Below are 24,818 nucleotides of genomic sequence, written 5' to 3' on the forward strand. Positions count from 1 at the left end.
TCCGCTCGACTTGCATGTGTTAAGCACGCCGCCAGCGTTCGTCCTGAGCCAGGATCAAACTCTCCAAAAAATGCTTGGAAACTTCACCTGGCTGACATAAATGTCAACCAAAGGAATCCGTCACAATAAACGTGACGGGGTTGTGCATCATGCACTGGCTTTTTGAACACACTGTTGAGTTCTCAAGAAACGGACGCGTACACCGCCGAACCAGTTCCGGAGAACCAGCCCTCAGGGGCGCTCATTTCCTTGTTTCGATGTCCTTATTCTATTTCCACTCGCTGTTTTCAGTCAAATCAGCGGATGTTCTAGAATTCGAACCGCCCCGTCTCCAGGGCAACCCCTCTAACTTACTCCGTCATCCGACTCATGTCGAATCGGGTGGCGGTTCGGATCAAGGGGAGGTCCCGTGGAGGCTGAGCGATCAAGCTCGTTTCCCTCGGGCTTGGTGAAGATTACGTGCGGCCACGACCCGCGTCAAATCGACTCCATCGCCGCCCGGATACGGGCCTCCCACCACACCAGCCCGCTCCGCGCGCACCGCTCGGACGCGTCCTTGAAGAAGCCCTCCGCCTCGTCGGGACGCCCGCACAACGCCGCCAGACGGCCGAGATAGTGGCCGACCGGCCCGGCGGGGACCAGGCCATGGCCGGTCGCCAGCCGATCGGCGTGCGGCAGCAGCTCCGTGAAGAACCGTTCCCCCCGGGCGACGTCGCCCGACCGGACGCACGACTCGGCCGCGAAGCAGGTCAGGCTCAGCCAGGCCCACCCCGGCCGGTCCGGATCTGGCCGAACCAGCCGCCCGGGACCACGCGACCCACCGGGCCACGGCTCGCCTCCAGGTAACCCACCGGGCCACGGCTCGGCTCCAGGCAACCCACCGAACCCGGGGTCCGCGAGCTGCCCCTGGTAGTAGGCGGCCAAAGTGCGGTGCATCCCGGCGATGTCGCCGAAGAGCCGCGCCCCGGCCGGGAACCGCAGCTCGTGCGGCCGGCCCGCGAGGATCGTCCGGGTGGACCGCCAGGCCAGGTGCGCCAGCTCGGTGTCGGGCGCGGGCATCCGGCCCAGCAGCGCCTCGCACTCCGCCGCCGTGCGATCCGCCCCGCCGAGGTCGAATCGCTCGGCGAGGACGGGGATCAGTGCCATCCGGGCCGCCAGGCCGTACCCGAGGAGCGCCTCGGAGTCGGCCAGTTCGATCAGTTCGCAGGCCAGCCGTTCGGTCTCCGCCGCGCAGCCGGCTCGGGTCATCGAGCGCAGGCGGTGCTGGAGCACCGACGCCAGCAGGCGCGGGTCGCCGAGGCGGCGGGCCATCGCCACGGCTTCGGCCGCCAGCGAGTCGCATCTGTCGGCGGGCGCGATGCCGTACAGCTCGCCCGCGAGGTTGGCGAACATCCGGCAGCGCACCGAAGTGTCCTCGTACGGCAGGGCGGCGAGGGTCGACTCCAGGAGGCCCACCAGGCCGGGTTCCGTCTCCCGCAGAGGTGGAACCGTCCAGGGCAGGGGGATGTCGAGGCTGGTCAGCAGGCGGGCGGTGAGCACGGGGTCGCCGGTCATGGTCAGGCCGCCGGCTCGCACCAGGCGGGCCCGTTCGCGCTCGCCCGCGTCCAGGAGGGCACGGATCAGGCCCAGCAGCAGCTCGATCCGCTGGGCGGGTTCGGCGTCGGCCTCGGCGGACGCCTCGGCCGTCAACGCCCACCAGCGGGCGGCGTCGCCGTGCGCGAGCCGGGCGGCCGCCTCCTTCGCGGCGGCGACTCCCCAGGGGGCGGCCGTCGACGGGTCGGCGGCGAAGGCGTGGCGGGCCAGCACGGCGGCGGGGGCGGAGCGGGCGGCGAGGGCGTGCAGGGCGCGGTGGTGCAGGCGGGTTCGCTCCCTGACGGCCAGGTCGTCGTACAGGGTCTCGCGGACCAGGTCGTGGCCGAAGCGGAGCCCCGTGCCCGGCTCGGCGACCAGCACCTCGGTGACCAGGGCGAGGTCGAGGGCTTCCGTCACCTCGCCGATCGGCCCGCCGCCGACCTCCGCGACCAGTTCGGCGTCGAGGTCGGCGCCGATGAGCGCGGCCGTCTCCAGCGCCGCGCGGACGGGCGCGGGGAATCGGCGCAGGCTGCGCCGTACGGCTCCGGTGATGCCGTCGGCGAGCGCGGACTCGACGGTCTCCCCGCCGGCCACCGACCGCAGCGCCGCCCTGGCGAAGTAGGGGTTGCCCTGCGTGCCGGCGCTGATCTCCGTCACGGTGTCCGCGCCGACGGTCAGGCCCATCGCCGTGGCCAGTTCCGCGATCGCGCCGGTGCTCAGCCCGCCGAGCGGCAGCCGTACGCCGGGCTGCGCGGGGGCGGCGCCCGCCACGGTGAGCAGGATCGGGCCACGCGCGGTCTCGGCGAGATGGCCGAGCAGGTCGAGGCTGGCCAGGTCGGCCCAGTGCAGGTCGTCGAGGACCACCATGAGCGGGCGCTGGGCGGCGAGCGACTCCAGGCGCTCGGTCACGGCGTCGAACATCACCCTTCTGGCGTCCTCCGCGAGGGCCGGCCGCGGCGGCGGGACCCCGGAGAGCAGCGGCGCCAGCGGGTCGTCCGGGGCGGGGTCGTCGCCGTGGCCGAGCATCCGCCGCCACGGGTCGAGCGCCGGTCCGCCCTCGACGCATCCGGCCCACAGCACCGACCAGCCCCGGCGGCCGAGCGTGCCGGCGGCGTGACCGAGCAGGCGGGTCTTGCCGATGCCCGGCTCGCCGCTGACGACGGCCAGCCTGAGCCTGCCCGACTCGGCGTCGTCGGCGAGCCTGCCCAGCTCCCCCAGCACGGTCTCCCTGCCGACCAGCGGGTCGTGCGTCTCCGCCGGGCGGGCCGGGGGGACGAGTTCGATCCGCGGCGAGGGCAGGTCGATGGACGCGGTCCGCAGGATGATCTCCGCCTCCAGGCGGCGCAGATCGTGACCGGGCTCCACCCCCAGCTCATCGATGATCACGTCGCAGGCCAGCCGTACGACGTAGAGGGCGTCTTCGTGTTGCCCGCACCGGTACAACGCGAGGGCCAGCAGGCACCAGAGGCGCTCCCGGTAGGGCTGCACGGCGGTCAGCGCCCGCAGGTGCGGCACCGTCTCCGCGGCGGCGCCCTGGGCCAGCAGCATGCTGAACCGCTGCTCCCGCGTCGCCAGGATCAGCTCGGCGAGCCGCCCGGCCTCACCCGCCGCCCAGCTCTCCGCCGCGACGTCCGCGTACGGCTCGCCGCGCACCAGCGCGAGCGCCTTGTCGAGATCGGGTACGGCGTGCGCACGGCGGACCAGCGACTCGAACTCCTCCACGTCCACGCTCGCGGGACGGAGGGCGTATCCGGGGGCGAGGCTGACCAGCGTCTGGGGCGGCAGGGCGCGGCGCAGCGCGGAGACACAGGACTGCAGCGCGGCGAGCGCGGAGCCGGCGGGCTCGCGGTGGAAGACGTCGTCGAGGAGCCGGTTGACGGGGACGACCGTGCCGCGCGCCATCAGCAGACGGGCGAGCACCGCGCGCTGTCGCCATCCGCCGAGTTCGATCGGTCCGCCAGCGCCTCGCACCTCGATGGATCCGAGGACGCCGAACTCCCACATAGGTGGGATTTCACTCGCTCCGGCGGCTCCGCGCAAGCGCCTCGACGAAGTGCGCTAAAGAATCCCTGAAGGGTAGGTATATGGCGTGACTGAGCAACGCGTACCGCGCGCCGTAATCGTGCTGGTCTGCGCGGCGGCGGCCGTAATAACCCTCTCCGGGATCAAGGAGGTCGCCTCCATCGTCGGCCCCGTGATCCTGGCCCTGGTGCTGGTCATCGCGGTCGCCCCGCTGCGGGACCGGCTCGCCGCCAAAGGGGCTCCCGGGTGGGTGCTGGTGGCCGTGCCGCTCCTCGTGGTGCTGCTCGTCCTGCTCGGCATGATGGCCGTCCTGACGATCTCGGTGGCCCAGCTCGCGACGCTGGTGCCGACGTACTCCCAGCAGTTCGCCGACCTCGTCACGCGGGCGCGGGAGGTGGGGGCGCGGTTCGGGGTGGGCAACGATCAGGTGAACCAGGCCATCGCCGCGTTCGATCCCAGTCAGGTGCTGGGGCTGGTGCAGGGGTTGTTCTCCGGGCTGCTCGGCGTGCTGTCCAGCCTGTTCCTGATCGTGGTGCTGCTGCTGGCCATGTGCCTGGACGCGGCGGGCTTCTCCCGGATGATGTCCACCGGCCCGGGACGGCGGCCCGATCTGGTGGACGCGCTGGCCACGTTCGCCAGCAGGACCAGGCGCTACCTCATCGTCTCCACCGTCTTCGGCATCCTCACGGCCACCCTCGACGTCATCGCGCTCTATCTGCTCAGCGTGCCCCTGCCGTTGCTCTGGGGGGTGCTCGCGCTGATCACCATCTACATCCCCAACATCGGCTTCGTCATCGGGCTGGTCCCGCCGGCGCTGCTCGGCCTGCTCGACGGCGGCCCGCAGACGATGCTCCTGGTGATCTTGGCCTACACGGCGATCAACGTGGTGACGCAGTCGTTCATCCTGCCGAAGTTCCTCGGCGACGCCGTGGGGCTCACCACCACGATGACGTTCCTGTCGCTGATCCTTTGGACGTTCGTGCTCGGCCCGCTGGGGGCCCTGCTCGCCATCCCGCTGAGCCTGCTGACGCGGGCGCTGCTGATCGACAGCGATCCCAGCGCGAAGTGGGCGGCGGCGCTCATCTCGGGCGGCCCGCCGCCGACGCCCGCGAAGACGCCATAGCCTGAGGACATGTACCTCGAATGGGCGCCCTCCCCCGCGCTTGCCGGCCGGGTCGCCTGTCTGTGGTCGGAGACGGTGACCGCCGGCCGGGTGCAGCCCGTCGTGCCCGACGGCTGCGTCGACCTGATCTGGGGGCCCGGCGGCCCGCAGGTGGCCGGGCCCGACACCGGGCCGCATCCGGTCCGGATGGTGCCGGGTGACCGCTACTTCGGGATCAGGTTCCGGCCCGGCGCGGTGGGCGAGCTGTTCGGCGTGCCCATGGAGGCGATCCGCGACCAGCGGGTCCCGCTGGCCGACCTGCCCGCCTTCGACCTGCGCGGCCCCACCGACCTGGAACGGGCGACCGCGATACGGCTCGGCGAGAGGCCGGGGCCCGATCCGGCGGCGGCCGCCATCGCGCGGGCGCTGCGCACCGGCGGCAAGGTCGGCGAGGTGGCCTCGGACCTCGGTCTCAGCGAGCGGCAGTTGTTGCGGCGGTGCCTGACCGCGTTCGGTTACGGGCCCAAGACGGTGCAGCGGGTGACCAGGTTCCAGCGGGCGCTGCGGCTGGCCGGGGCGGGGGACTCCCTCGCCCAGGTGGCCGTCGCGTGCGGCTACGCGGACCAGGCGCACATGTCGAACGAGGTGCGGCGGCTGGCCGGGATGCCGCTCGGTCAGCTGCTCAGCCGGCCGTAGGCGCGCAGGACGTTCAGGTTGCCGACCGTGAGGTAGCCGTTCCACTCGGCCGTCACCACCGGGGCGAACGGCTCGAAGTTGATCGCCCAGCCGCCCTCGTCCGACTGGGCGTCGATCATCGCGTCGAGATGGCGATCGATCACGTCGTCGTCGAACAGGCCGAGCCGGCTCGGGCGGGGCGCGAAGTCGAGCGGGAAGTGGACGTGGCCCTCCGCGTCGGGGTCGAGAGCCACGGTCGCCAGGAGCGAGTCGCGCAACCGGGCGAGCTCCCGGTCCGCCCGATCCCGGTCGGCGGCCCGCTCCAGGAACTGCACGATGGCGCGGGCCTCGTACTGGCTGGTCTCCTCCACCTGGGCGATGCGGTTCCAGCAGAACTCCGTGGCCGGGCCGAGCCAGGGGTGGTCGACGCCGTGGGCCTGCAGGATCCCGGCGAGCGCGGCGGTGGGGACCAGCGAGCCGGGCGGCTCGTCGTCGGTCTGCCACCAGGGCGCGCGCGGCGTCTCCCGCACGCTGGGCAGCACGAACGGCACGCCCCCCTCGCCGGTGCTGACGGAGGCCAGGTAGTCGCAGGCCGGGGCGACCATCGGATCGTCGAGCGCGGCGAACTCGTCGAGGATCCAGAAGGCGATCTCGACCGGCTCCGGCTGGCTGCCGGCGCCGCGCAGGTCGGGTTCGAGGGCGTTGCCGAAGCCGCCGTCGGGGTTCTGGTAGAGGCGCAGGGCCGCGAGGACCCGCTCCGCCGTACCGTCGGCGAAGAGCGCGGCGAACCTCAGCCGGTCGATCAGGCGGGCATTGAGCAGGATGAAGCGCTCCGCACGGGCGAGCGCTTCCTTGGTCAGAACCTTCATGGCCCCGACGCTAGCGCGGGCGCGGGAGCCCGTTCTTGTAAGAATCAGACGCGGCGCGGGCTCGGTGGCCGGTGGGTCAGGGTTGTCGCGCGTCCTCCGCTGGTCCCAGGGTCTGCGGGGCCGTCAGGTCCTCGGCGGGCCGCACGTCCGCGGGGCGGGGCAGGCGGCGGCCCCAGGGCATGGCGGCGGCCAGGATGGGGAGCAGCACGATGGAGCTCATCGCCCACGGTGAGTGGCGGACCCACCAGTCCTGCGCGGTCCACTGGGTCAGGTAGATGTAGCCGGTCGCCGCCCAGAGGGAACTGCCGAGGATGGCCGGCCAGGCGAAGAAGGTGGGGCGGGCGATCAGGAATGGCATGAACCACAGGAGGTACTGCGCGCCGAGCCTGGGCGTCATGACCATGAAGACGAGCAGCACCGCGGTGGTCATGTCGATGGGGTCGGCCCTGCGCCACAGCAGCGCGACGACCACCACCGACACGTAGATCATGTAGGTGCCGATCCTGGCCAGGCCCGAGTCGAGGGTCCACTCGCCGCCGACCGCGATGGCGGTCCAGCCCCACTCGCCGATGATCGGGCGGATGTCGCCGATCACCCTGATCACCTCGGGGATCTGGTTCAGCGAGGTGCCCGCGAAGATCGGCAGGGTGACCAGGAAGAAGAGCGGCGGTACGGCGATCGCCAGCACCGCGACCACCCTGGCCCGCACGCCGGGCAGGAGCAGCAGCATCCCCGGGATCAGCCAGATCGGCCAGCTCTTGGCGCACAGGGCCAGGCCCATCAGCAGGCCGGCGTAGACGGCTCGGCGGGTGGCGTCCGGTTTGACGGCGAACGCGAGGGCGAGGGAACCGCGCGGACCCAGGGTCCGCAGGTTCGTCATGGCCTGGTGGTACAGCTCCCTGAAGGTGCCGCTGAGGCCCTGCCGGTAGGGGTCTCCGGGGCCGCGGGCGACGACGAAGGCCGCCACGCCGAAGACGAGCGCGACCGGCTCGACCTGGCCGTGCACGGAGGCGACCAGGATGCCCAGCGGGTTGCAGGCGTACTGGAAGGCGCGCAGCCGTGCCGTGCCGCCGCCGGCGAGCTTGCCCACCAGCGGGATCAGCACGATGTCGGAGACGACGGTGACCAGGCGTCCGGCGATCTCCCACGGGATGCCGAGCCACAGCAGCAGGCCGTAGACGTAGGGGATCGTGGGCAGGAAGTGCCAGCCCCCGTTGCTGCCGAGGACCGGGTCCTGGCGGTTCAGGACGGCCTCGCCCGCCGGTTTGAAGCTGTTGACGAAGTCGACGGGCTGCCAGCTGTCCATGGCGGAGGTCGTCATGATCAGTACGCGGAAGCCGATGCCGACGGCGAGCGCGACGAGAAGGGTCGGCCGCCACCCCCGCCACTGAGCGACGATCGCGAGCACGACACCGGTGACGAGGACGAACCCCGTGAGGATTGCATAGTCCATGACGCTCCATAGCCTGCCGGATCTGGAGGGTGACTACCTACTCGGGCTGGAAATTCACCTGCGATCGGTGGTTCTGAACGCCGTCCAGGTGTAGGCCAGCGCGATGAACGCGGTGACGGCGAGCAGCAGGTAGCCGATCGTGTAGGTGCCGGTGAGGGCGAGCACCGCGCCCATGACCAGCGGCGGGAAGTAGCCGCCCAGCCCGCCCGAGGCGCCGACGAGGCCGGTGACGGTGCCCACCCGGGTGGGTTCGACCAGTTGGGCGACCAGGGCGAAGACGCCGCCGGTGCCGAGGCCGAGGAAGACGGCCATGAGCACGTACTCGGCTCCGGCCGGCAGTTCGGCGGGTGGGTTCAGCGACAGGAGCAGGGCCATCACCACGACGCCGGCGAATGAGACGGTCAGCACCCGCACCGGGCCGACCCGGTCGGACAGCACCCCGCCGAGCGGCCTGGCGAGCACGGCGGCGATGGAGAATCCCGCTGTGCGCAGGCCCGCGCCGGTCTGGGTGAAGTGGTAGGTGGTCTCCAGCAGGGTGGGCAGGTAGGTGGAGAACGCCACGAAGCCGCCGAACGCCACCGCGTACAGGAAGGCGCACTGCCAGGTCGCCTTGATCTTCGTCGCGGCGCGCATCCGGGGCAGCGCGGGCTCGGTCATCGGCTGCCAGCCGGGCGCGTTCCGGCTGAACAGCAGCATGATCACCCCCATCGCGGCGAGCGTGACCGCCATCGCCACGTGGGTGGCGCCGCGGCCGAGCCACTCGACCAGGCGGGGCGTGAGGAAGGCGGACAGGGCGGTGCCGCCCATCCCGGCGCCGAACACGCCGGTGGCCATGCCGCGTCGGGCCGGTTCGTACCAGGCGCTGACGAAGGGGATGCCGACGGCGAAGGAGGTGCCGGCGACGCCGAGCACGAAGCCCCACAGCAGCAGGGCGCCGAAGGAGCCGGCCCAGCCGACGAGCAGCACGGGCACGATCGACACGAAGCAGATGACCGCGAACATCAGGCGGCCGCCGACCTTGTCGGTGAGCGCGCCGACGGGGATCCGGCCCAGGGAGCCGACCAGGACGGGGACGGCGACGAGCGCCGAGGTCTGCGTCGGCGACAGGCCGAGTTGTTTGCTGTAACTGCTGGACAGGGGGCCGATGAGGTTCCAGGCCCAGAAGGTGAGCGCGAAGGCCGCCGTCGCCAGCGCCAGGTTGGCCGTCTGACCGGCGGGCCGTTCCTCGCTCATGATCTCGCCCTCGACTTTCACGACATGCCGTAACCCCTCGCAGCAGATCGTAACTCTGTGTGATGAACTAGGCGCTCGCGGGGTACGTGGGGCGGAGATGCTGGTGGCGGACAAGGGTGACGAGCTGGCGCTACGGGCGGGCCGGTTCTTCTCGCGATCGGCGACCGACCCCGGCCTGCACACCGTCTACAAGACGGGCGGGCGCGAGGGCGACGTCTTCTATCGCGACCGGTGGAGCCACGACAAGGTGGTGCGCTCCACGCACGGGGTGAACTGCACGGGTTCGTGTTCGTGGCGGGTCTACGTCAAGGACGGGATCATCACCTGGGAGACCCAGCAGACCGACTATCCGAGCGTGGGCCCCGACCGGCCGGAGTACGAGCCGCGCGGCTGCCCGCGCGGCGCCGCGTTCTCCTGGTACACCTACTCGCCGACCAGGGTGCGTCATCCGTACGCCAGGGGTGTGCTGGTGGAGATGTACCGGGAGGCGCGGGCCCGTCTGGAGGACCCGGTCGCCGCCTGGGCCGAAGTCACGACAAATCCGGAAAAAAGGGCGAAGTATCAGCGGGCCCGCGGCAAGGGCGGCCTCGTCAGGATCACCTGGGCGGAGGCCACCGAGATCGTCGCCGCCGCCCATGTCCACACGATCCAGACCCACGGCCCTGACCGGATCGCCGGCTTCTCCCCCATCCCGGCGATGTCCATGGTCTCGCACGCCGCCGGCTCCCGTTTCCTCTCGCTCATCGGCGGGACCATGCTCTCCTTCTACGACTTCTACGCCGACCTGCCCGTCGCCTCGCCGCAGGTCTTCGGCGACCAGACCGACGTCCCCGAGTCGGCCGACTGGTGGGACGCCGCGTACCTCATCCTGTGGGGCTCCAACGTCCCGGTGACCAGGACCCCGGACGCCCACTACATGGCCGAGGCGAGATACCGGGGCCAGAAGGTCGTCGTGGTCAGCCCCGACTACTCCGACGCCACCAAGTTCGCCGACGAGTGGCTGCCCGCCCATCCCGGCACCGACGGAGCCCTGGCCATGGCCATGGGGCACGTGCTGCTGAAGGAGTTCTTCGTCGAGCGGCAGACGCCGTACTTCGTCGACTACGTCAAGCGCTTCACCGACCTGCCGTTCCTGGTCACGCTGCGGCCCAAGGACGGCGCGCACGTCGCCGGCAGGTTCCTCACCGCCGCCGACCTCGGCGAGGACGGCGAGGGCGCGGAGTGGAAGACGGTGCTGCTCGGCCGGGGCGGGCGGCCCGTGGTGCCGAACGGGTCCGTCGGCTTCCGCTGGACCGACTCCGGCAGGGGCCGCTGGAACCTGCGTCTGGACACCGATCCCGCGCTGACCCTGCACGGCCGGCACGCCAGGACCACGGAGGTGCTGCTGCCCCGCTTCGACGGCGGGCCGGGGGTGCTGCGCCGCGGCGTGCCCGTGACCAAGGTCGGCGACCACCTGGTCACCACGGTCTTCGACCTGCTGCTCGCCCAGTACGGCGTGCCGCGCGAAGGGCTGCCCGGGACGTGGCCGACCGGCTACGACGACCCGGGCGAGCCGTGCACCCCGGCCTGGCAGGAGGCGATCACCTCGGTCCCGGCGGCGAAGGCGATCAGGATCGCCCGCGAGTTCGCCGCCACGGCGGAGAAGACGAAGGGCCGGTGCATGATCATTCTGGGCGCCGGCACCGCGCAGTGGTTCCACGGCGACACGATGTACCGCGCGTTCCTGTCACTGCTCATGCTCACCGGCTGCCAGGGGCGCAACGGCGGCGGCTGGGCGCACTACGTGGGACAGGAGAAGTGCCGCCCGTTCACCGGCTGGGCACAGCTCGCCTCGGCCCTGGACTGGTCCCGCCCGGCCCGGCAGACCCCCGCCACGCCGTACTTCTACCTGCACACCGACCAGTGGCGCTACGACGGCTACGACGCGGGGGCGCTGAGCTCGCCGCTGGGCGAGGGCGCGTTCACGGGGCGGCACACGGCGGAGCTGGTGGCGCAGGCCGTACGGAACTCGTGGATGCCGATGGCGCCGGCCTTCGACCGCAACCCGCTGGAGCTGGGCGAGGCGGCGGATCCGGTGGCGTACACGGCGGAGGAGCTGCGGGCGGGGCGGCTGCGGTTCGCCGCAGACGACCCCGACGACCCGCGCAACTGGCCGCGGGTGCTGACCGTGTGGCGGGCCAACGTGCTGGGCTCCTCGGGCAAGGGCAGCGAGTACTTCCTGCACCACCTGCTCGGGACCGGGTCGGGGCTGCCCGCGCCGGACGGGACCGCGCCGCGCGGCAAGCTCGACCTGCTGCTGACCCTCGACTTCCGGATGACCTCCACCACGCTCTTCTCCGACATCGTGCTGCCCGCCGCGACCTGGTACGAGAAGCACGACCTCTCCTCGACGGACATGCATCCCTTCGTCCACGCGTTCAGCCCGGCGATCAGCCCGCCGTGGGAGACGAAGACCGACTTCACCACCTTCCACGCGATCGCCCGGGCGTTCAGCGAGCTGGCCGGCCGGCGGCTCGGGGTGCGGAAGGACGTCGTCGCCGTGCCGTACCAGCACGACACACCCGGCGAGACGGCGTTCCCCGGCGGCCGGGCGCCCAGCGCGCCGGTCACGCCGAACCTCGTCGTGGTGGAACGCGACTACGGCGCGGTCGCCGAGAAGATGGCGGCGCTCGGGCCGCTGGCGGAACGGTCGGGGCTGCCGGTGAAGGGCGTGACGTTCCGGCCCGACGAGGAGGTGGCCTGGCTGGCGCAGCGGTGCGGGCTGGCGCCGTCCGGCGTGGCCAAGGGCCGTCCGCTGCTCGACACCGACGCCAAGGCGTGCGAGGCGATCCTCGCGCTGTCGGGCGCCACGAACGGCAGGCTGGCCGCGCAGGGGTTCGCCGAGCTGGCCGAACGGACCGGCACCGACCTCGGCGGGATCGCGCACCGCGACCTGCGGATCACCTTCGCCGACACCCAGACCCGGCCGGCCCAGGTGGGACCGAGCCCGGAGTGGTCGGGCAAGGAGGCCCCGGACCGCCGCTACTCGCCGTTCACCGTCAACGTCGAGCACGACAAGCCCTGGCACACGCTCACCGGGCGGATGCACTTCTTCCTCGACCACGACTGGATGCACGAGTACGGCGAGGCGCTGCCGGTCTACCGTCCCCCGCTGGACCTGGGAACCCTGGTCGGGGAGACCGGCGAGGGGCTCGTCGTGCGTTACCTGACGCCGCACTCCAAGTGGTCGATCCACTCCGAGTACCAGGACAACCTGATCATGCTCACGCTCTCCCGCGGCGGCCCGACGATCTGGATGTCGGTCCCGGACGCCGCGGCGATCGGGGTCGCCGACAACGACTGGATCGAGGCGGTCAACCGCAACGGGGTGGTGGTGGCCAGGGCCGTCGTCTCGCACCGGATGCCGCGCGGCACCGTCTACATGCACCACGCGCAGGAGCGGGTGATCGACGTGCCGCTCAGCGAGACCACCGGCAAGCGGGGCGGCATCCACAACTCGCTGACCAAGCTGCTGATCAAACCGACCCACATGATCGGCGGGTACGGCCAGCTCAGCTACGGGTTCAACTACCTCGGGCCGACCGGCAACCAGCGCGACGAGATCACCGTGATCCGCCGCCGTTCCCAGAAGGTGCGTTACTGATGCGGATTATGGCCCAGCTCGCCATGGTGATGAACCTGGACAAGTGCATCGGATGCCACACCTGCTCGGTGACCTGCAAACAGACCTGGACCAACCGGCCCGGGGTCGAATACGTCTGGTTCAACAACGTGGAGACCCGACCGGGCCAGGGCTACCCCCGCCGCTACGAGGACCAGCGTCGGTGGCGCGGCGGCTGGGTGCTGGACCGCAAGGGACGGCTGCGACCGAGGACCGGCGGGCGGCTGCGCAGGATGCTGACCATCTTCGCCAACCCGGTGATGCCCTCGATCCACGACTACTACGAGCCGTGGACCTACGACTACGAGAAGCTGACGACCGCCCCGCTGTCCGACGAGCCGCCGGTGGCCACCCCCCGGTCGCTGCTCAGCGGTGAGCCGATCACCGTCGGCTGGAGTGCCAACTGGGACGACAGCCTCGGCGGCAGCCCCGAGACGCTGGTCCGCGACCCGATCGCGGAGAAGCTGGGCGAGCAGGTCAAGCTGGACTTCGAGCGGGCGTTCATGTTCTACCTGCCGCGCATCTGCGAGCACTGCCTGAACCCCTCGTGCGTCGCCTCCTGCCCGTCCGGCGCGATGTACAAGCGATCGGAGGACGGCATCGTCCTGGTCGACCAGGACCGCTGCCGGGGCTGGCGGATGTGCGTCACCGGCTGCCCGTACAAGAAGGTCTACTTCAACCACAAGACCGGCAAGGCCGAGAAGTGCACGTTCTGCTATCCGCGGGTCGAGGTGGGGCTGCCCACCGTGTGCTCGGAGACGTGCGTCGGGCGGCTGCGCTATCTGGGCCTCATGCTCTACGACGCCGACCGGGTCGCGGAGGCGGCGTCGGTCACCGCCGACGAGGACCTGTACGAGGCGCAGCTCTCCGTCTTCCTCGACCCCGACGACCCCGCCGTCGCCCGCGCGGCGCTGGAGGCCGGGATCCCCGAAGAGTGGCTGGCGGCGGCGCGCCGGTCGCCGGTGCGCGACCTGATCGTCCGCTACCGGCTCGCGCTGCCGCTGCATCCGGAGTTCCGCACCCTGCCGATGGTCTGGTACGTGCCGCCGCTGTCGCCCGTGGTGGACGCGCTCGCCACGACCGGGCACGACGGCGAGGACGCGGGCAACCTGTTCGGTGCGATCGACGCGCTGCGCATCCCCGTCTCCTACCTGGCCGAGCTGTTCACCGCCGGTGACCCCGGGCCGGTGACGCTGGCGCTGCGCCGCCTGGCCGCGATGCGCTCGCACATGCGCGCGGTCAACCTCGGCGACGAGCCCGACCCGTCGATCGCCGCCGAGTGCGGCCTCACCGCCGCCGACATCGACGCGATGTACCGGCTGCTCGCCCTGGCCCGCTACGACGAGCGCTACGTGATCCCCACCGCCTACGAGGGGACCACGCCCGGCCGGATCGAAGAGACGGGATGCAGCCTCGACTACGACGGCGGCCCCGGCATGAACGGCCCCTTCGGCGAGACCTCCGGCCGTCCGGTGCCCGTCTCCATCGAGAGCTTCCACGGCCTCAAACAACGCCAGACCAGCGAGGAGGTCACCCGCGACCGGGTGAACCTGCTCAACTGGGACGGCCGGGGCGCCCCCAAGGGCCTGTTCCCGCAACGCGACACCACGGAGGAGCCGTGACGACCGCCACCCTGATCCGGCAGGCGGCCTCCGAGCTGCTCTGCTACCCCGACGCCGCGCTCCGCGCCCGGTTGCCCGGCCTCGACTGCCCGGAACTGGCGCGATTCGTCGAGTACGCCAGGGGGTGCGCGCCCGGCGCGCTGGAGGCGCACTACGTGGAGACGTTCGACCTGCGCCGCCGCTGCTGCCTCTACCTGACCTACTACACCGACGGCGACACCCGGCGCCGGGGCGCGTCGCTGGCCAGGCTGAAGGTGCTCTACCGGGCCCGCGGCTGGGAGCTGACCGGCGGCGAGCTGCCCGACTTCCTGCCGGTGATACTGGAGTTCGCCGCCCTGGACGAGGCGGGCGAGCAGGTCCTGCGCAGGCACCGGGCCGGGCTGGAGCTGTTGCGCACGGCTCTGCGCGACTGCGGCTCGCCGTACGAGTGGGTGGTGGGGGCGGTGTGCGCGACGCTGCCGGAGATCACTCCGCGGGAGCTGGCGAAGGCGGCGCGTCTCGCGGAGGCCGGGCCGCCCGCCGAGGAGGTCGGGATCTGATGAGCTGGATCGAGACCGCGTTGTGGGTGGTCGCGCCTTATCTGACGCTGCTGGTGCTGGTGCTCGGGCTGGTCTGGCGGTACCGCTACGACCGGTTCGGGTGGACCACGCGTTCCTCGCAGTTGTACGAGCACCGGCTGCTGCGGATCGGCAGCCCGTTGTTCCACTTCGGGCTGCTGTTCGTGATCGCCGGCCATGTCGTGGGGCTGCTGATCCCGGAGAGCTGGACCGCCGCGGCGGGAGTCCCCGAGTGGGTCTACCGGTTCTTCTCGGTGACCGTCGGCGTGGTGGCGGGGGTGTGCACGCTGGCCGGGATCACGCTGCTGATCTACCGCCGCCGGACGACGGGCCCGGTCTTCCTCGCCACGACCAGGAACGACAAGGCCATGTACGTGGTGCTGGTCGCCGCGATCGTGGCCGGGCTGCTGGCCACGATGCTCAGCAGCGGGCTGGGACATCACGACTACCGGCTGACCGTCTCGCCGTGGTTCCGCGGCATCTGGGTGCTGCGGCCCGACGCCGAGGCGATGACCGCCGCCCCGTGGCCGTTCAAGCTGCACGCGGCGATCGGCATGCTGCTGTTCGCCGCCTTCCCCTTCACCCGGCTGGTGCACGCCTTCGCGGCCCCCATCGGCTACCCCTTCAGGCCCTACATCGTCTACCGCTCCCGGACGCCCCGCTGACCCCGCGCCGGGAAGGGAGTCGGCGCGGGGTCGGATCGGCGGGACCTACGGGAGTGCGTCGAGGTAGGCGCGGTGGCTGCGGGAGAACTCCTGGGAGTTGTACTTGTCCCAGTTGATGGACCAGGTCATCAGGCCCCGGAGGTTCGGATAGACGCCTCTGGGCTTGTACGGCCCGCAGTTGGCTCCCTTGGCGAGGCAGTCGAACGCCTTCTGCACCTCGCCCACGGTGGTGAAGCCGTTGCCGGCCCAGGGCGCGGCGGGCAGGCCGATCGCCACCTGGTCCTGGCGGAGTGCGGGGAAGGTCGTGCCGCCCGCGACGGGGAAGCCCGCGAGCAGCATGTCGGTCATGGCCACGTGGAAGTCGTGGGTGCCCATGGTGTGGTAGGCGTCGTCGAGCCCCATGATCGGGCCGGAGTTGTAGTCCTGCACGTGGAGCAGGGTCAGGTCGTCGCGCATGGCGTGGATGACGGGCAGGTAGGAGGCGGCGCGGCGGTCGGCGGAGCCGTTGGCGCCCGGCCCGTAGAACTGGTAGCCGAGCTGCACGAAGAAGGTCTCGGGAGCCATGGTCAGCACGAACTTCGCGCCGTAGCGGGCCTTGAGGGTGCGCAGGGCCGAGATCAGGTTGACGATCACCGGGGTGGTCGGTGCCCGGAAGTCGGTGTCGCCCTGGTTGAGATAGAGCGAGTGGCCCTCGAAGTCGATGTCGAGCCCGTCGAGGCCGTACCGGTCGATGATCGCGCCCACCGACTGGACGAAGGCGTCCCGGGCGGCCGTGGTGGTGAGCTGGACCTGGCCGTTCTGGCCGCCGATGGAGATGAGCACCTTCTTGCCCGCCGCCTGCTTGTCGCGGATCGCGGCGATGAAGTCGGCCTCGCTCTCGACCCCCGGGCACTCGGCGACCGGGCAGAGCCGGAACCGGATGTCGCCCGAGGTCACCGAGGTGGGCTCGCCGAAGGCCAGGTTGATCACGTTCCACTCGTTCGGCACATCACGCATCCGGATATATCCGGATCCGTTGGCGAACGACGCGTGCAGATAGCCGACCAGCACCCGCTTGGGCAACTGCCCGCCGCCCCCGCCCCCCGCGGAGGTGGTGCCGCTCACCTCGGCGGTGTACGGCGAGCAGTTGCCGGCCTGGTCGCAGGCCCGCACCCGGAACCGGTAGGTGGTCGCGGCGGCCAGCCCGCTCGCGGTCCAGGCGGTCACGTTCCCGACGTTCGCCGCCGTCCCGCCGTCCCGCGACACCTCGTAGCGAGCGATGGTTCCCGAGTCGTCGGTGGCGGCCGACCAGCCGAGCCGCAGCGAGCCGGCCGTGGCGCCGCCCACCGTCAGGTTGCCCGGGATCGACGGCGGCGTGGTGTCGCCGCCGCCGTTCCCGGGCGGGCCGTCGAGCACCACGTCGTCGGCCTGGTAGGCGCCCTGGCCGTACCAGCCGTTGACGTAGACGGTCACCGAGGTGGTGGACGCGCCGGTGGTGAAGGACGTGGAGAGCTGGGCGTAGGACGACGGCGAGGAGGTCCAGACGCTCTTGTCGGTGGTGCCCGTGCCCGCCGCGCCGAGGAAGACGTAGCCGCCGCGCACCCACGCGGAGAGCGTGTAGGAGGAGTTCGGCTTGACCGCGACCGCCTGCTGGCAACGGGCGAAGTCGCTGCCGGCGGGGGTGGCCTGGAGCGCCTTGGACCCGCTGTGGACCGGTGCGGAGATCTCCTGACCACCTGCGCAGGTCCAGCCGGCGAGCCCGTTCTCGAACCCCGGATTGGTCACGATGTTTGCCGCCGAAGCGCCGGTCGCCGGCAGTACGGCTCCGGCCAGGGCCAGCACGGCCACGGCTGCCACGCGTGCGAACCTCATTGCGTCTCTTTCACGGTCGCGGATCTCGGAGGGGATCTCGGAGGGGATCTCGGCTGGGATCTCGGCTGGGATCTCGGCTGGAAGGTACGGCTCGCGCCCGTTGGGGGGGACCAGGCGCGAGCCGTACCGGCTTGGCGGGGGTCAGAAGCCCGCGGTGATGCGGGTGAACTCCCACTCGGTCTGGGCGATGCCGCTGCAGTTGGAGGTCACGCCGCCGCCCGGGCAGGGACGGTCGCGGTTGACCGCCCAGTAGGCCAGGCGGGTCAGGCCCTTGGACTTGGCCCAGTCGCGGATCTGGGTCCACGTCTGCGGGCTGGTCAGCTCCTGCTGGTCGGACAGGCCGTTCATGCCGGAGATGCCCATCCGGGAGTAGGCCACCGCGTCGGTCCACCCGTTGGCCGACTTCAGCGCGTTCTTCAGCCCTTCCGAGGCGTTGACCGTGTCGGTGTACATGTTGGAGCCGCCGAAGTCGAACGGCATGATCGTGTAGTTGTCGATCGGCACCGCGAGGGCCTTGGCCTGGTTGATCAGCCGGATGCCGTGCGCGTTGGGGCCGGTCCTGGTGGTGCCGAAGGTCACGACGACCTTGACGTTCGGGTTGTTCTGCTTGACGATCTTCAGCCCGTTGAGGATGCGGTCCTGCACCGTGTAGTTCTCGAACTCGTCGGTGTTCTCGATGTCGAAGTCGACCACGGCGGGGCCGACCGCGTTGATGACCTGCTGCACCGCGCCCGCGAAGGCGGCCGGGGTGGAGCAGTTCGGGCCGAGCTTGTTGCCCGACCAGCCGCCGAAGGAGATCTGCACGTTGCCGCCGGCGGCCTTGATCTGCGAGATCGCCTGGGCGTCGGCGCCGCCGGTCAGCGGCCGGTTGCCGTCCCAGGCCGGGGTGCAACCGCCGCTGGCGAGGATGAACGCCATGGTGAAGGACTTGACGCCGGTGGCGCTCATCACGGTGGCGGGCGCGGGCGGGTTCCCCCAGCCCATGTAGAGGTACGGCGCGCCGGCCATCTTGCCGCCCGGGCCGGGGTTGGTGCAGCCCGTGGTGGTGCCGGTGACCGGCGAACTGGCCCCCGACTCACCCTGCGCGTTGTACGCCTTGACAGTGTAGGTGTGCGTGGTGCAGGTGGTGAGCCCGGTGATCGTGGTGCTGGTGCCGGTCACCTGGGCCCGCTGCGTGGCGCCCTCGTAGACCCGGTAGCCGGTGACGGTGCCGGTGGACGCACCCCAGCTCAGCGAGATGCCGGTGTTCGTGGCCCCGGTCACGGCAGGCGCCCCGGGAGTGCCGGGAGTGCCGGGGTTCGTCCCGCCCGCGCAGGAGGCGCCGTTGAACGTGCAGTTCGACGGCACCGCGGAGCCGGGGCTGGCGATGAAGCCGAAGCTCACGCTCGCACCGGCGGCCAGCGAGCCGTTCCAGCCCACGTTGGTGAAGGTGAACCGCTGACCGTTGCGGGACATGGTGGCGTCCCAGGCGGAGCTGACGTTGCCTCCCGCCGGCAGGTCGATGGCCACCTGCCAGCCGTTGATCGTGCCGGCGGTGCCGTTGGTGATCGTGTACTTGCCCTCGAACCCGGACCCCCATTCGGAGGTCTTGACGAAGGTCGCGGTGGCCGCTGCCGCATGGGCGGGGGCGGCCGCCGCCAGTCCGGCGCCGGTCAGGGCGAGGGCGGTGAGTACGGCGAGAGCCGTACGGCGGAGTCGCATCGGGGGGTGCTCCTCGGCTAGGGAAGGGTGGCGAGGTGGGGCTTGACGGTCTTGGAGAAGTTCCAGTTGGCGGCGGCGTCCCAGTTGATCGACCAGGTCATCGCGCCGCGGATGCCCGGGTAGGCGCGCGGCGGCACGAAGCTGCCGCAGTTGGTCCTGGTGGCCAGGCAGGTCAGGGCCTGGTTCACCGCCGAGGGGGAGACGACCCCGCCGCCGGCGGCGCCGGGTCCCGCGGGGAGGCCGAGCGACACCTGGTCGGGACGCAGGCCGTTCTCCAGCTGGATGCAGGCCAGCGCGGTCATGAAGTTGACCGTCCCCTGGGAGTACGCCTGCGACTGGTCGCAGCCGAGCATCGAGCCCGAGTTGTAGTACTGCATGTGGACGACGGTGAGGATGTCCTTGATGGCGAGGGCGAGCTGGAAGTAGCCCATGCCGGTCGACTGCATGTCGATGGTCTGCGGGGCCATCGTGATGATCAGATCGGCCCCGGCCTTGGCCCTGAGCTGCCGCAGCGCGTCGGCCATGTAGGTCGGGTTGAGCCCGTTCTCCAGGTCGATGTCCACGCCGTCGAAGCCGTAGCTCTGCATCAGCGCGTAGGCGCTGTTCGCGAACTGGGTGGCCGCCTGCGCGCTCGCCACCTGGACCCTGCCGAGTTCGCCGCCGACCGAGAGGATCACCTTCTTGCCCCGGGCGTGCAGGGCCTGGATGTCGGCCTTGAACTGGGCGTCGGTGTAGCCGCCGACGGCGGTGGCGAGTGCGGGGTCAAGGGTGAAGACGAGCTGGCCGGGTGTGGAGGTCGCCTCGGCGAAGGCCACCGCCACCAGGTCGTACTCGTTCGGCACCGCGCCGAGCTTCAGTTCGACGGCCGGGTTGACGAAGTTGTGCCAGTAGCCGGTGAGGAAGTGCTTGGGCAGCGGCCCCGAGGTGCAGCCGGAGGTCGTCACCGTCACCGGGTCGCCGGCCGGGCCCTCGCCGCCCGCGTTGTAGGCCGTGACGGTGTAGGTGTACGCGGTGCAGGCGGTCAGCCCGGTGATCGTGGCGGAGGTGCCGGTGACCGTGGTGACCAGCGTGGTCCCGCGGCGGATCCGGTAGCCCGTCACGGTGCCCGAGGCGGCCGTCCAGCTCAGCGCGACGCTGGTGTTCGTGATGGCGCCGACCGTCACCGGACCGGTCTTGCCCGGCACGCCGCCGGTGCAGCCGGTGGTCGTCCCGGTCACCGGGTCACTGGCGGGAGACTCGCCCGCGGAGTTGTACGCCTTGACGGTGTAGGTGTGCGCCTCACAGGTTCCCAGCGAGCCGATCGTGGCGCTGGTGGCCGTGACAGTGGCCTTGACAACGGTCCCTTCGTAGACCCGGTATCCGGTCACCGTGCCGCTCGACGCGGACCAGTTCAGCGAGATCGACGAGGCCGTCGAGGTCGCGGCGGGCGTGCCCGGCTTGCCCGGGACCGCCGGGTTGCCGTCGCCGCCGCAGGAGGCGCCGTTGAGCGTGCAGTTCGAGGGCACCGCGGAACCGGGGCTCGCGATGAAGCCGAAGCTCACGCTCGCCCCCGGCGGCAGCGAGCCGTTCCAGCCCACGTTGGCGAAGGTGAACCGCTGCCCGTTGCGGGACATGGTGGCGTCCCAGGACGAGCTGACCGCGCCCCCCGCGGGCAGGTCGAACGCCACCTGCCAGCCGTTGATCGCGGTGCCGGTGCCATTGGTGATCGTGTACTTGCCCTCGAACGCCGATCCCCAGCTCGACGTCTTGACGAAGGTGGCCGTCGCGGAGGCGGCCTGCGCGGGTCCGGTCATGACGAGTGCGGACATCGCAGCGAGCAACGCCACGACGAGAATACGGAGAATTCGCATACAGCCCTCGGCCTGTTGTGATGGGGGGTGGAGGATCAAGCGGGAGGGAAACGTCGAACGGCTCTGTTCGTGTTCACAATTACTTTTAGGAAAGTTTCCTAAAAGTTGCTTGGATCGTAGCCCTGACTACCGCGTCTTACAAGGCCCAAAACAAACGCCGGGGACCACCTCTCGGTGATCCCCGGCGTGGGTCGCGCCCGGCCCCTACTCCGCCCGCAGGCGCTCGCCGTACGCCATGGCTCCGATCTCCTCCCACGACGCGCCCCTGACCTGTGCTCGCAGCCCGTGCCCAGCACGCGGCCCTGCCTCGCGCTCGTCAATGCTTTTCCCCAAGTGGGTGCGATCCGTGCGCTTCGGTGTGGCGGACGACGCCAGTCGGTGCCGGATGCGGGCCGGTTGGGGCGTCGATCCGGTTGGGGATCACGCGCCAGGCCACGACGGCGGCGAGTGCCAGGACGGCGGCCATCACGCCGGTGGTGACCTGCATGGCCTCGACGAACGCCGTCCTGGCGATGGCGAGGGTCTGCTGCGCCTGAGCCGGAGGGAGTGACCCGGCTGTGTCGACGGCAGCGGCGAGCGATGACCGTACGGCGTCGGCAACTCTGTGGGGTTCCAGGGCTGGCGAGGCCAGTTCCGTGCGGTAGAGCAGTGCGTGGAGAGAGCCGAGGATCGCGATGCCCAGGGCGACGCCGAGTTCGTATGCGGTCTCGGAGACGGCCGACGCGGAGCCTGCCCGGTCCGACGGGACTGCGGAGACCACTGCGTCGGTGGTGAGGGCCAGGGCTAATCCGATCCCGAGTCCGATTGTGGCGAAGGCGACTGCGAACCACCAGTAGGCCGTTTCCCCCTTGGCGGGCACAAGGAGGGCCAGGCCGCCGGCGCCGGCGAGCATTGCCAGGCCGATTAGCCGGCCACGCTCGACCCGGGCGGCCAGCACGCCGACAAGTCCGGCGGCGGCGATGCCGGCCGCGATGATCGGCATCTGCCGTACGCCGGCCTCCAGGGGGCCGTAACCGCGGACGAGTTGCAGGTACTGGGAGACGAAGAACAGCAGTCCGCTCAGTGCGAAGATCGCCAGCAGGTTCGCCCCGACCGCGCCGGCGAACGCGGGCCGCCGGAACAGCCGTACGTCGATCAGCGGGTTGTGCAGCCGTCGCTGGCGGCGCACGAACAACGCTAGGGCGACGACGCCCGTCAGCGCCGCCGTGCCCGCTGCCACGAGATTGGCCGCGGCACCGGCGACTTCCTTGATCGCGTAGACGATCGGCACGATGCCTGCCATGGACAGCAGCGCGCTGAGCGGGTCGAACGGTCCTGGACGGGGGTCGCGGGATTCGGGGATGAGCCTGGCGCCGAGTACCACCAGCACGAGTGCTGCGGGAACGTTGATCACGAACACCGAGCCCCACCAGAAGTGCTCCAGCAGCAGGCCGCCGATCAGCGGCCCGGCAGCGGCGCCGGCTGTTGCCACCGCGCCCCATACCGCGATCGCCGTGGTGCGTTGCCGTGCCTGGACGAACAGGACACGGATGATCGACAACGTCGACGGCATCAGCGTCGCGCCGGCCACGCCGAGCAGCACGCGTGCCCAGATCAGCAGGCCGGCCGATGGGGCGAAGGCCGCCAGCACCGAGGCCAGCCCGAAGCCGGTCGTGCCGATCAGCAGCAGCCGTTTACGGCCGATGCGGTCTCCCAGAGCTCCCATGGTGATCAGCAGGCCGGCGAGCGCGAACGAGTAGGCGTCGGCGATCCACAACAGTTCGACTGCCGAGGGGCGCAGCGCTTCGCTGAGCGCCGGGATGGCCAGTGACAGCACGGTGCCGTCCACGGCCAGCAGGAACACCGCCAGGGACAGTACTGCCAGCGCCGTCCACTCCTGCCGCCCGGCTGGCGCTGACTGCGAACGCATCTCTCCTCCTGCGATATTCCACGATAGCCGACCGTCCAGACGGTTTTTAACCGACCGTCTGGACGGTATCTTGGATTCGTAGGCGAGGAAAGGAGCTGACATGGGCGCTGTTCTCCAGCGTGATGCGGACCGCACCCGTCGGGCGCTGCTCGACGCGGCGGCAGCGGCGATCAGGGCACACGGGCCCGGGGTGAGCCTGGATGCTGTCGCACGCGAGGCAGGCGTGTCGAAGGGGGGTCTTCTCCATCATTTCCGCACCAAGGACACGCTGCTGGTCGGCATGGTCGAGGAGTGGACGGCCCGGTTCGACGCGGCTGTGCAACGTCACGTCGACCCCGATGACGACAGGCCCGGCCGGTTGTGCCGGGCACACATCCGCGCCGCGTTCGACGACCTCGGGGTGGACGACCAACTGTGGGGCCATCCCTCGGTGCTCACCGCGCTGCTGGCCGTACCAGAGGTGCTCCACCGCGCCCGGGCGTCCGAAGATCGCTGGCGAAGCGACCTCGGTGCAGATGGGCTGCACCCGCAGCGGTCGCTGCTGATCGCCCGCACACTCGACGGGGTGTGGATGAGCGAATTGCTCGAAGGCCGTGTCGATCACAGCGAGCGACAGCAGACCCGCGACCTGCTGCTCGGACTGACCGAGCAGACCGGACCGCTCCTCCCCGGCACCACCGATGCGAGGAGGGACCGTTCGTGACGCCCGAGGCCTACCGCGCCATACCGGCGATGCCGGGCGCTCTGCCCGGGCTCGGTCACCTGCACCGTTTCGCTCGCGACCCGCTGGGATTCTTCACCCAGATGCGCGAGCAGGGTGATGTCGTGCGCTGGCGGCTCGGCCCGCAGCGCAAAGTCTTCATCAGCAACCCAGCCGACATCGCCGCCACCCTCCTCAACGTGGAGAAGACGTTCTCCATGGGCGACGACCACGGCTACGCCTTTGAGCTGTTCGCGGGCAACGGAATCATCGTCACCCACGGCGATTTCTGGCGCCGGCAACGCAAGATGATGCAACCCGCCATGAGACCTCAGCGGGTCGCCGGCTACGCCGACACCATGGTCGCGTTGACCGACCAGATGCTGGACGGCTGGCGAGACGGCCAGCGGCGCGACATCCGCGCCGACATGCTGGGCCTGACCCAGAAGATCGCCGCCAGAACGCTGTTCGGGGCCGACGTCACCGGCGACGCCGCGGCGGTCGGCCAAGCCCTCGACGTCGCCTCCCGCGAAATCGGAGCGGAGTTCCGCGGCATCACGATGTTCCTGCCGCCCTGGCTCGCCACCCCCGGCCGCCGTCGTCTCAAGGCGGCGATCCCTGAAATCGAGTCGGTCCTGTACCGCATCATCGACGAGCGTCACACCACGCACCCCGACGGACGACCCGACGACCTGCTCGCGCTGCTCATGGACGCCCGCGACGACGAGGGCCGCCCGATGTCCGACACTCAGTTGCGCGACGAGACCATGAGCCTCTACATCGCCGGACATGAGACCACGGGAAACACGCTCGTCTGGGCCTATCTCCTGCTCTCCCGCCATTCCGAGGCCCGCGAACGCATGGCGGCCGAGATCACCGAGGTCGTCGGCGACCGACTGCCGACAATGAACGACTATCGATCACTGCCCTACACCGAGGCCGTGGTGAAGGAGACCCTGCGCCTCTACCCGCCGGCCTGGCTGCTGCCAGTCCGCGCCACCGTCGACGTCGAGATCGCCAGCCACCGGATCCACGCAGGCACCGACGTGTGGATGAGCCAATGGGCCACCCACCGCGACCCACGCTGGTTCACCCACCCCGAGGAGTTCCGCCCCGAACGGTTCCTGGGAGAGACCGCCCGCACCATCCCGAATTTCGCGTGGTTCCCGTTCGGCGGCGGCCCCCACGTCTGCCTCGGCAGCCGCTTCGCCCTAGTCGAGGCCGTACTCATCCTCGCCACCATTGCCCAGCGCTTCCACCTGCACATCGATCCCGCGCTGGACCTGCCCCCACGCCCCCTGCTCACCCTTCAGCCCGGCCGAGACGTCCCCGCCCGCGTGGTCCATACCCCGCCCGCCTGACACCCACCGGAGCAA

The 24,818-nt window shown here is 70.8% G+C and carries 17 protein-coding genes and 1 rRNA gene; 8 read left to right on the forward strand and 10 right to left on the reverse strand.

Annotated features, from left to right (window positions below; genetic code table 11):
* Both MBA17_RS37615 and MBA17_RS49895 read right to left on the reverse strand, forming a co-directional pair.
* A 16S ribosomal RNA gene (locus tag MBA17_RS37615) occupies nucleotides 1–70 on the reverse strand; the annotation flags it as partial.
* Nucleotides 71–477: 407 nt separating this feature from the next.
* On the reverse strand, nucleotides 478–3,576 hold the full coding sequence (locus tag MBA17_RS49895) for an ATP-binding protein (RefSeq protein ID WP_274386578.1): 3,099 nt from the start codon (nucleotides 3,574–3,576) through the stop codon (nucleotides 478–480).
* Nucleotides 3,577–3,661: 85 nt separating this feature from the next.
* Here MBA17_RS49895 and MBA17_RS37625 point away from each other — a divergent pair, with 85 nt between their 5' ends.
* Both MBA17_RS37625 and MBA17_RS37630 read left to right on the forward strand, forming a co-directional pair.
* Nucleotides 3,662–4,717, forward strand: coding sequence for an AI-2E family transporter (locus MBA17_RS37625; RefSeq protein ID WP_238502355.1), 1,056 nt, complete (start codon nucleotides 3,662–3,664; stop codon nucleotides 4,715–4,717).
* Nucleotides 4,718–4,726: 9 nt separating this feature from the next.
* Nucleotides 4,727–5,392 carry a DUF6597 domain-containing transcriptional factor gene (locus MBA17_RS37630; RefSeq protein WP_238502357.1) on the forward strand — a complete coding sequence of 222 codons (666 nt, stop codon included), beginning with the start codon at nucleotides 4,727–4,729 and terminating at the stop codon, nucleotides 5,390–5,392.
* Here the strand turns inward: MBA17_RS37630 and MBA17_RS37635 are convergent.
* The 3 genes from MBA17_RS37635 to MBA17_RS37645 form a co-directional block, all read right to left on the reverse strand.
* A complete protein-coding gene (locus MBA17_RS37635; protein WP_238502359.1) occupies nucleotides 5,371–6,240 on the reverse strand; it encodes a hypothetical protein in 870 nt (289 codons plus the stop codon). The genes MBA17_RS37630 and MBA17_RS37635 overlap by 22 nt on opposite strands.
* Before the next feature lie 76 nt (nucleotides 6,241–6,316).
* Entirely contained in the window at nucleotides 6,317–7,693 is a 1,377-nt protein-coding gene (locus tag MBA17_RS37640) for a hypothetical protein (protein ID WP_238502361.1), read from the reverse strand.
* Between the two features lie 54 nt (nucleotides 7,694–7,747).
* Nucleotides 7,748–8,926 carry a nitrate/nitrite transporter gene (locus MBA17_RS37645; protein ID WP_238502363.1) on the reverse strand — a complete coding sequence of 393 codons (1,179 nt, stop codon included), beginning with the start codon at nucleotides 8,924–8,926 and terminating at the stop codon, nucleotides 7,748–7,750.
* A gap of 97 nt (nucleotides 8,927–9,023) precedes the next feature.
* Here MBA17_RS37645 and MBA17_RS37650 point away from each other — a divergent pair, with 97 nt between their 5' ends.
* Genes MBA17_RS37650 through narI form a run of 4 tightly spaced genes read left to right on the forward strand, consistent with a single transcriptional unit; the run spans nucleotide 9,024 to nucleotide 15,431 of the window.
* A complete protein-coding gene (locus MBA17_RS37650; protein ID WP_455432927.1) occupies nucleotides 9,024–12,569 on the forward strand; it encodes a nitrate reductase subunit alpha in 3,546 nt (1,181 codons plus the stop codon).
* Nucleotides 12,569–14,209, forward strand: coding sequence for a nitrate reductase subunit beta (narH, locus tag MBA17_RS37655; protein ID WP_238502365.1), 1,641 nt, complete (start codon nucleotides 12,569–12,571; stop codon nucleotides 14,207–14,209). The genes MBA17_RS37650 and narH overlap by 1 nt, the downstream gene beginning before the upstream one ends.
* Nucleotides 14,206–14,748 (forward strand): nitrate reductase molybdenum cofactor assembly chaperone, encoded by a 543-nt coding sequence (gene narJ / locus MBA17_RS37660; protein ID WP_238502367.1) that lies wholly within the window; start codon nucleotides 14,206–14,208, stop codon nucleotides 14,746–14,748. Before narH ends, narJ begins: the two co-directional genes overlap by 4 nt.
* Complete coding sequence (gene narI, locus MBA17_RS37665) at nucleotides 14,748–15,431, forward strand: respiratory nitrate reductase subunit gamma (RefSeq protein ID WP_238502369.1); 684 nt, start codon at nucleotides 14,748–14,750, stop codon at nucleotides 15,429–15,431. Before narJ ends, narI begins: the two co-directional genes overlap by 1 nt.
* Nucleotides 15,432–15,476: 45 nt before the next feature.
* On the opposite strand, the gene MBA17_RS37670 is transcribed toward narI, so the two are convergent.
* The 5 genes from MBA17_RS37670 to MBA17_RS37685 form a co-directional block, all read right to left on the reverse strand.
* The gene (locus MBA17_RS37670; protein WP_238502371.1) at nucleotides 15,477–17,282 is read right to left on the reverse strand and encodes a chitinase; all 1,806 of its coding nucleotides are present in this window, start codon (nucleotides 17,280–17,282) and stop codon (nucleotides 15,477–15,479) included.
* A 141-nt stretch (nucleotides 17,283–17,423) separates the two neighbouring features.
* Nucleotides 17,424–18,983 carry a glycoside hydrolase family 18 protein gene (locus MBA17_RS37675; protein WP_238502373.1) on the reverse strand — a complete coding sequence of 520 codons (1,560 nt, stop codon included), beginning with the start codon at nucleotides 18,981–18,983 and terminating at the stop codon, nucleotides 17,424–17,426.
* 17 nt (nucleotides 18,984–19,000) lie between these two features.
* Nucleotides 19,001–20,809, reverse strand: coding sequence for a cellulose binding domain-containing protein (locus tag MBA17_RS37680; protein ID WP_238502375.1), 1,809 nt, complete (start codon nucleotides 20,807–20,809; stop codon nucleotides 19,001–19,003).
* Nucleotides 20,810–21,037: 228 nt separating this feature from the next.
* Nucleotides 21,038–21,166 carry a hypothetical protein gene (locus MBA17_RS49900; RefSeq protein WP_274386580.1) on the reverse strand — a complete coding sequence of 43 codons (129 nt, stop codon included), beginning with the start codon at nucleotides 21,164–21,166 and terminating at the stop codon, nucleotides 21,038–21,040.
* Nucleotides 21,150–22,742, reverse strand: a complete 1,593-nt coding sequence (locus tag MBA17_RS37685; protein ID WP_238502377.1) for an MFS transporter — start codon at nucleotides 22,740–22,742, stop codon at nucleotides 21,150–21,152. The genes MBA17_RS49900 and MBA17_RS37685 overlap by 17 nt, the downstream gene beginning before the upstream one ends.
* A 100-nt stretch (nucleotides 22,743–22,842) precedes the next feature.
* Between MBA17_RS37685 and MBA17_RS37690 the strand changes: the two genes are divergently transcribed.
* Together MBA17_RS37690 and MBA17_RS37695 are read left to right on the forward strand one after the other, a co-directional pair.
* The gene (locus MBA17_RS37690) at nucleotides 22,843–23,445 is read left to right on the forward strand and encodes a TetR/AcrR family transcriptional regulator (RefSeq protein ID WP_238502379.1); all 603 of its coding nucleotides are present in this window, start codon (nucleotides 22,843–22,845) and stop codon (nucleotides 23,443–23,445) included.
* Nucleotides 23,442–24,803: a cytochrome P450 gene (locus MBA17_RS37695; protein WP_238502381.1), complete on the forward strand. Its 1,362-nt coding sequence runs from the start codon at nucleotides 23,442–23,444 to the stop codon at nucleotides 24,801–24,803. The genes MBA17_RS37690 and MBA17_RS37695 overlap by 4 nt, the downstream gene beginning before the upstream one ends.
* The last annotated feature ends 15 nt before the right edge of the window (nucleotides 24,804–24,818 follow it).

It is taken from the genome of Dolomitihabitans soli, from assembly GCF_022213955.1.
GTDB classification, from domain to species: Bacteria; Actinomycetota; Actinomycetes; order Streptosporangiales; family Streptosporangiaceae; genus Streptosporangium_A; species Streptosporangium_A soli.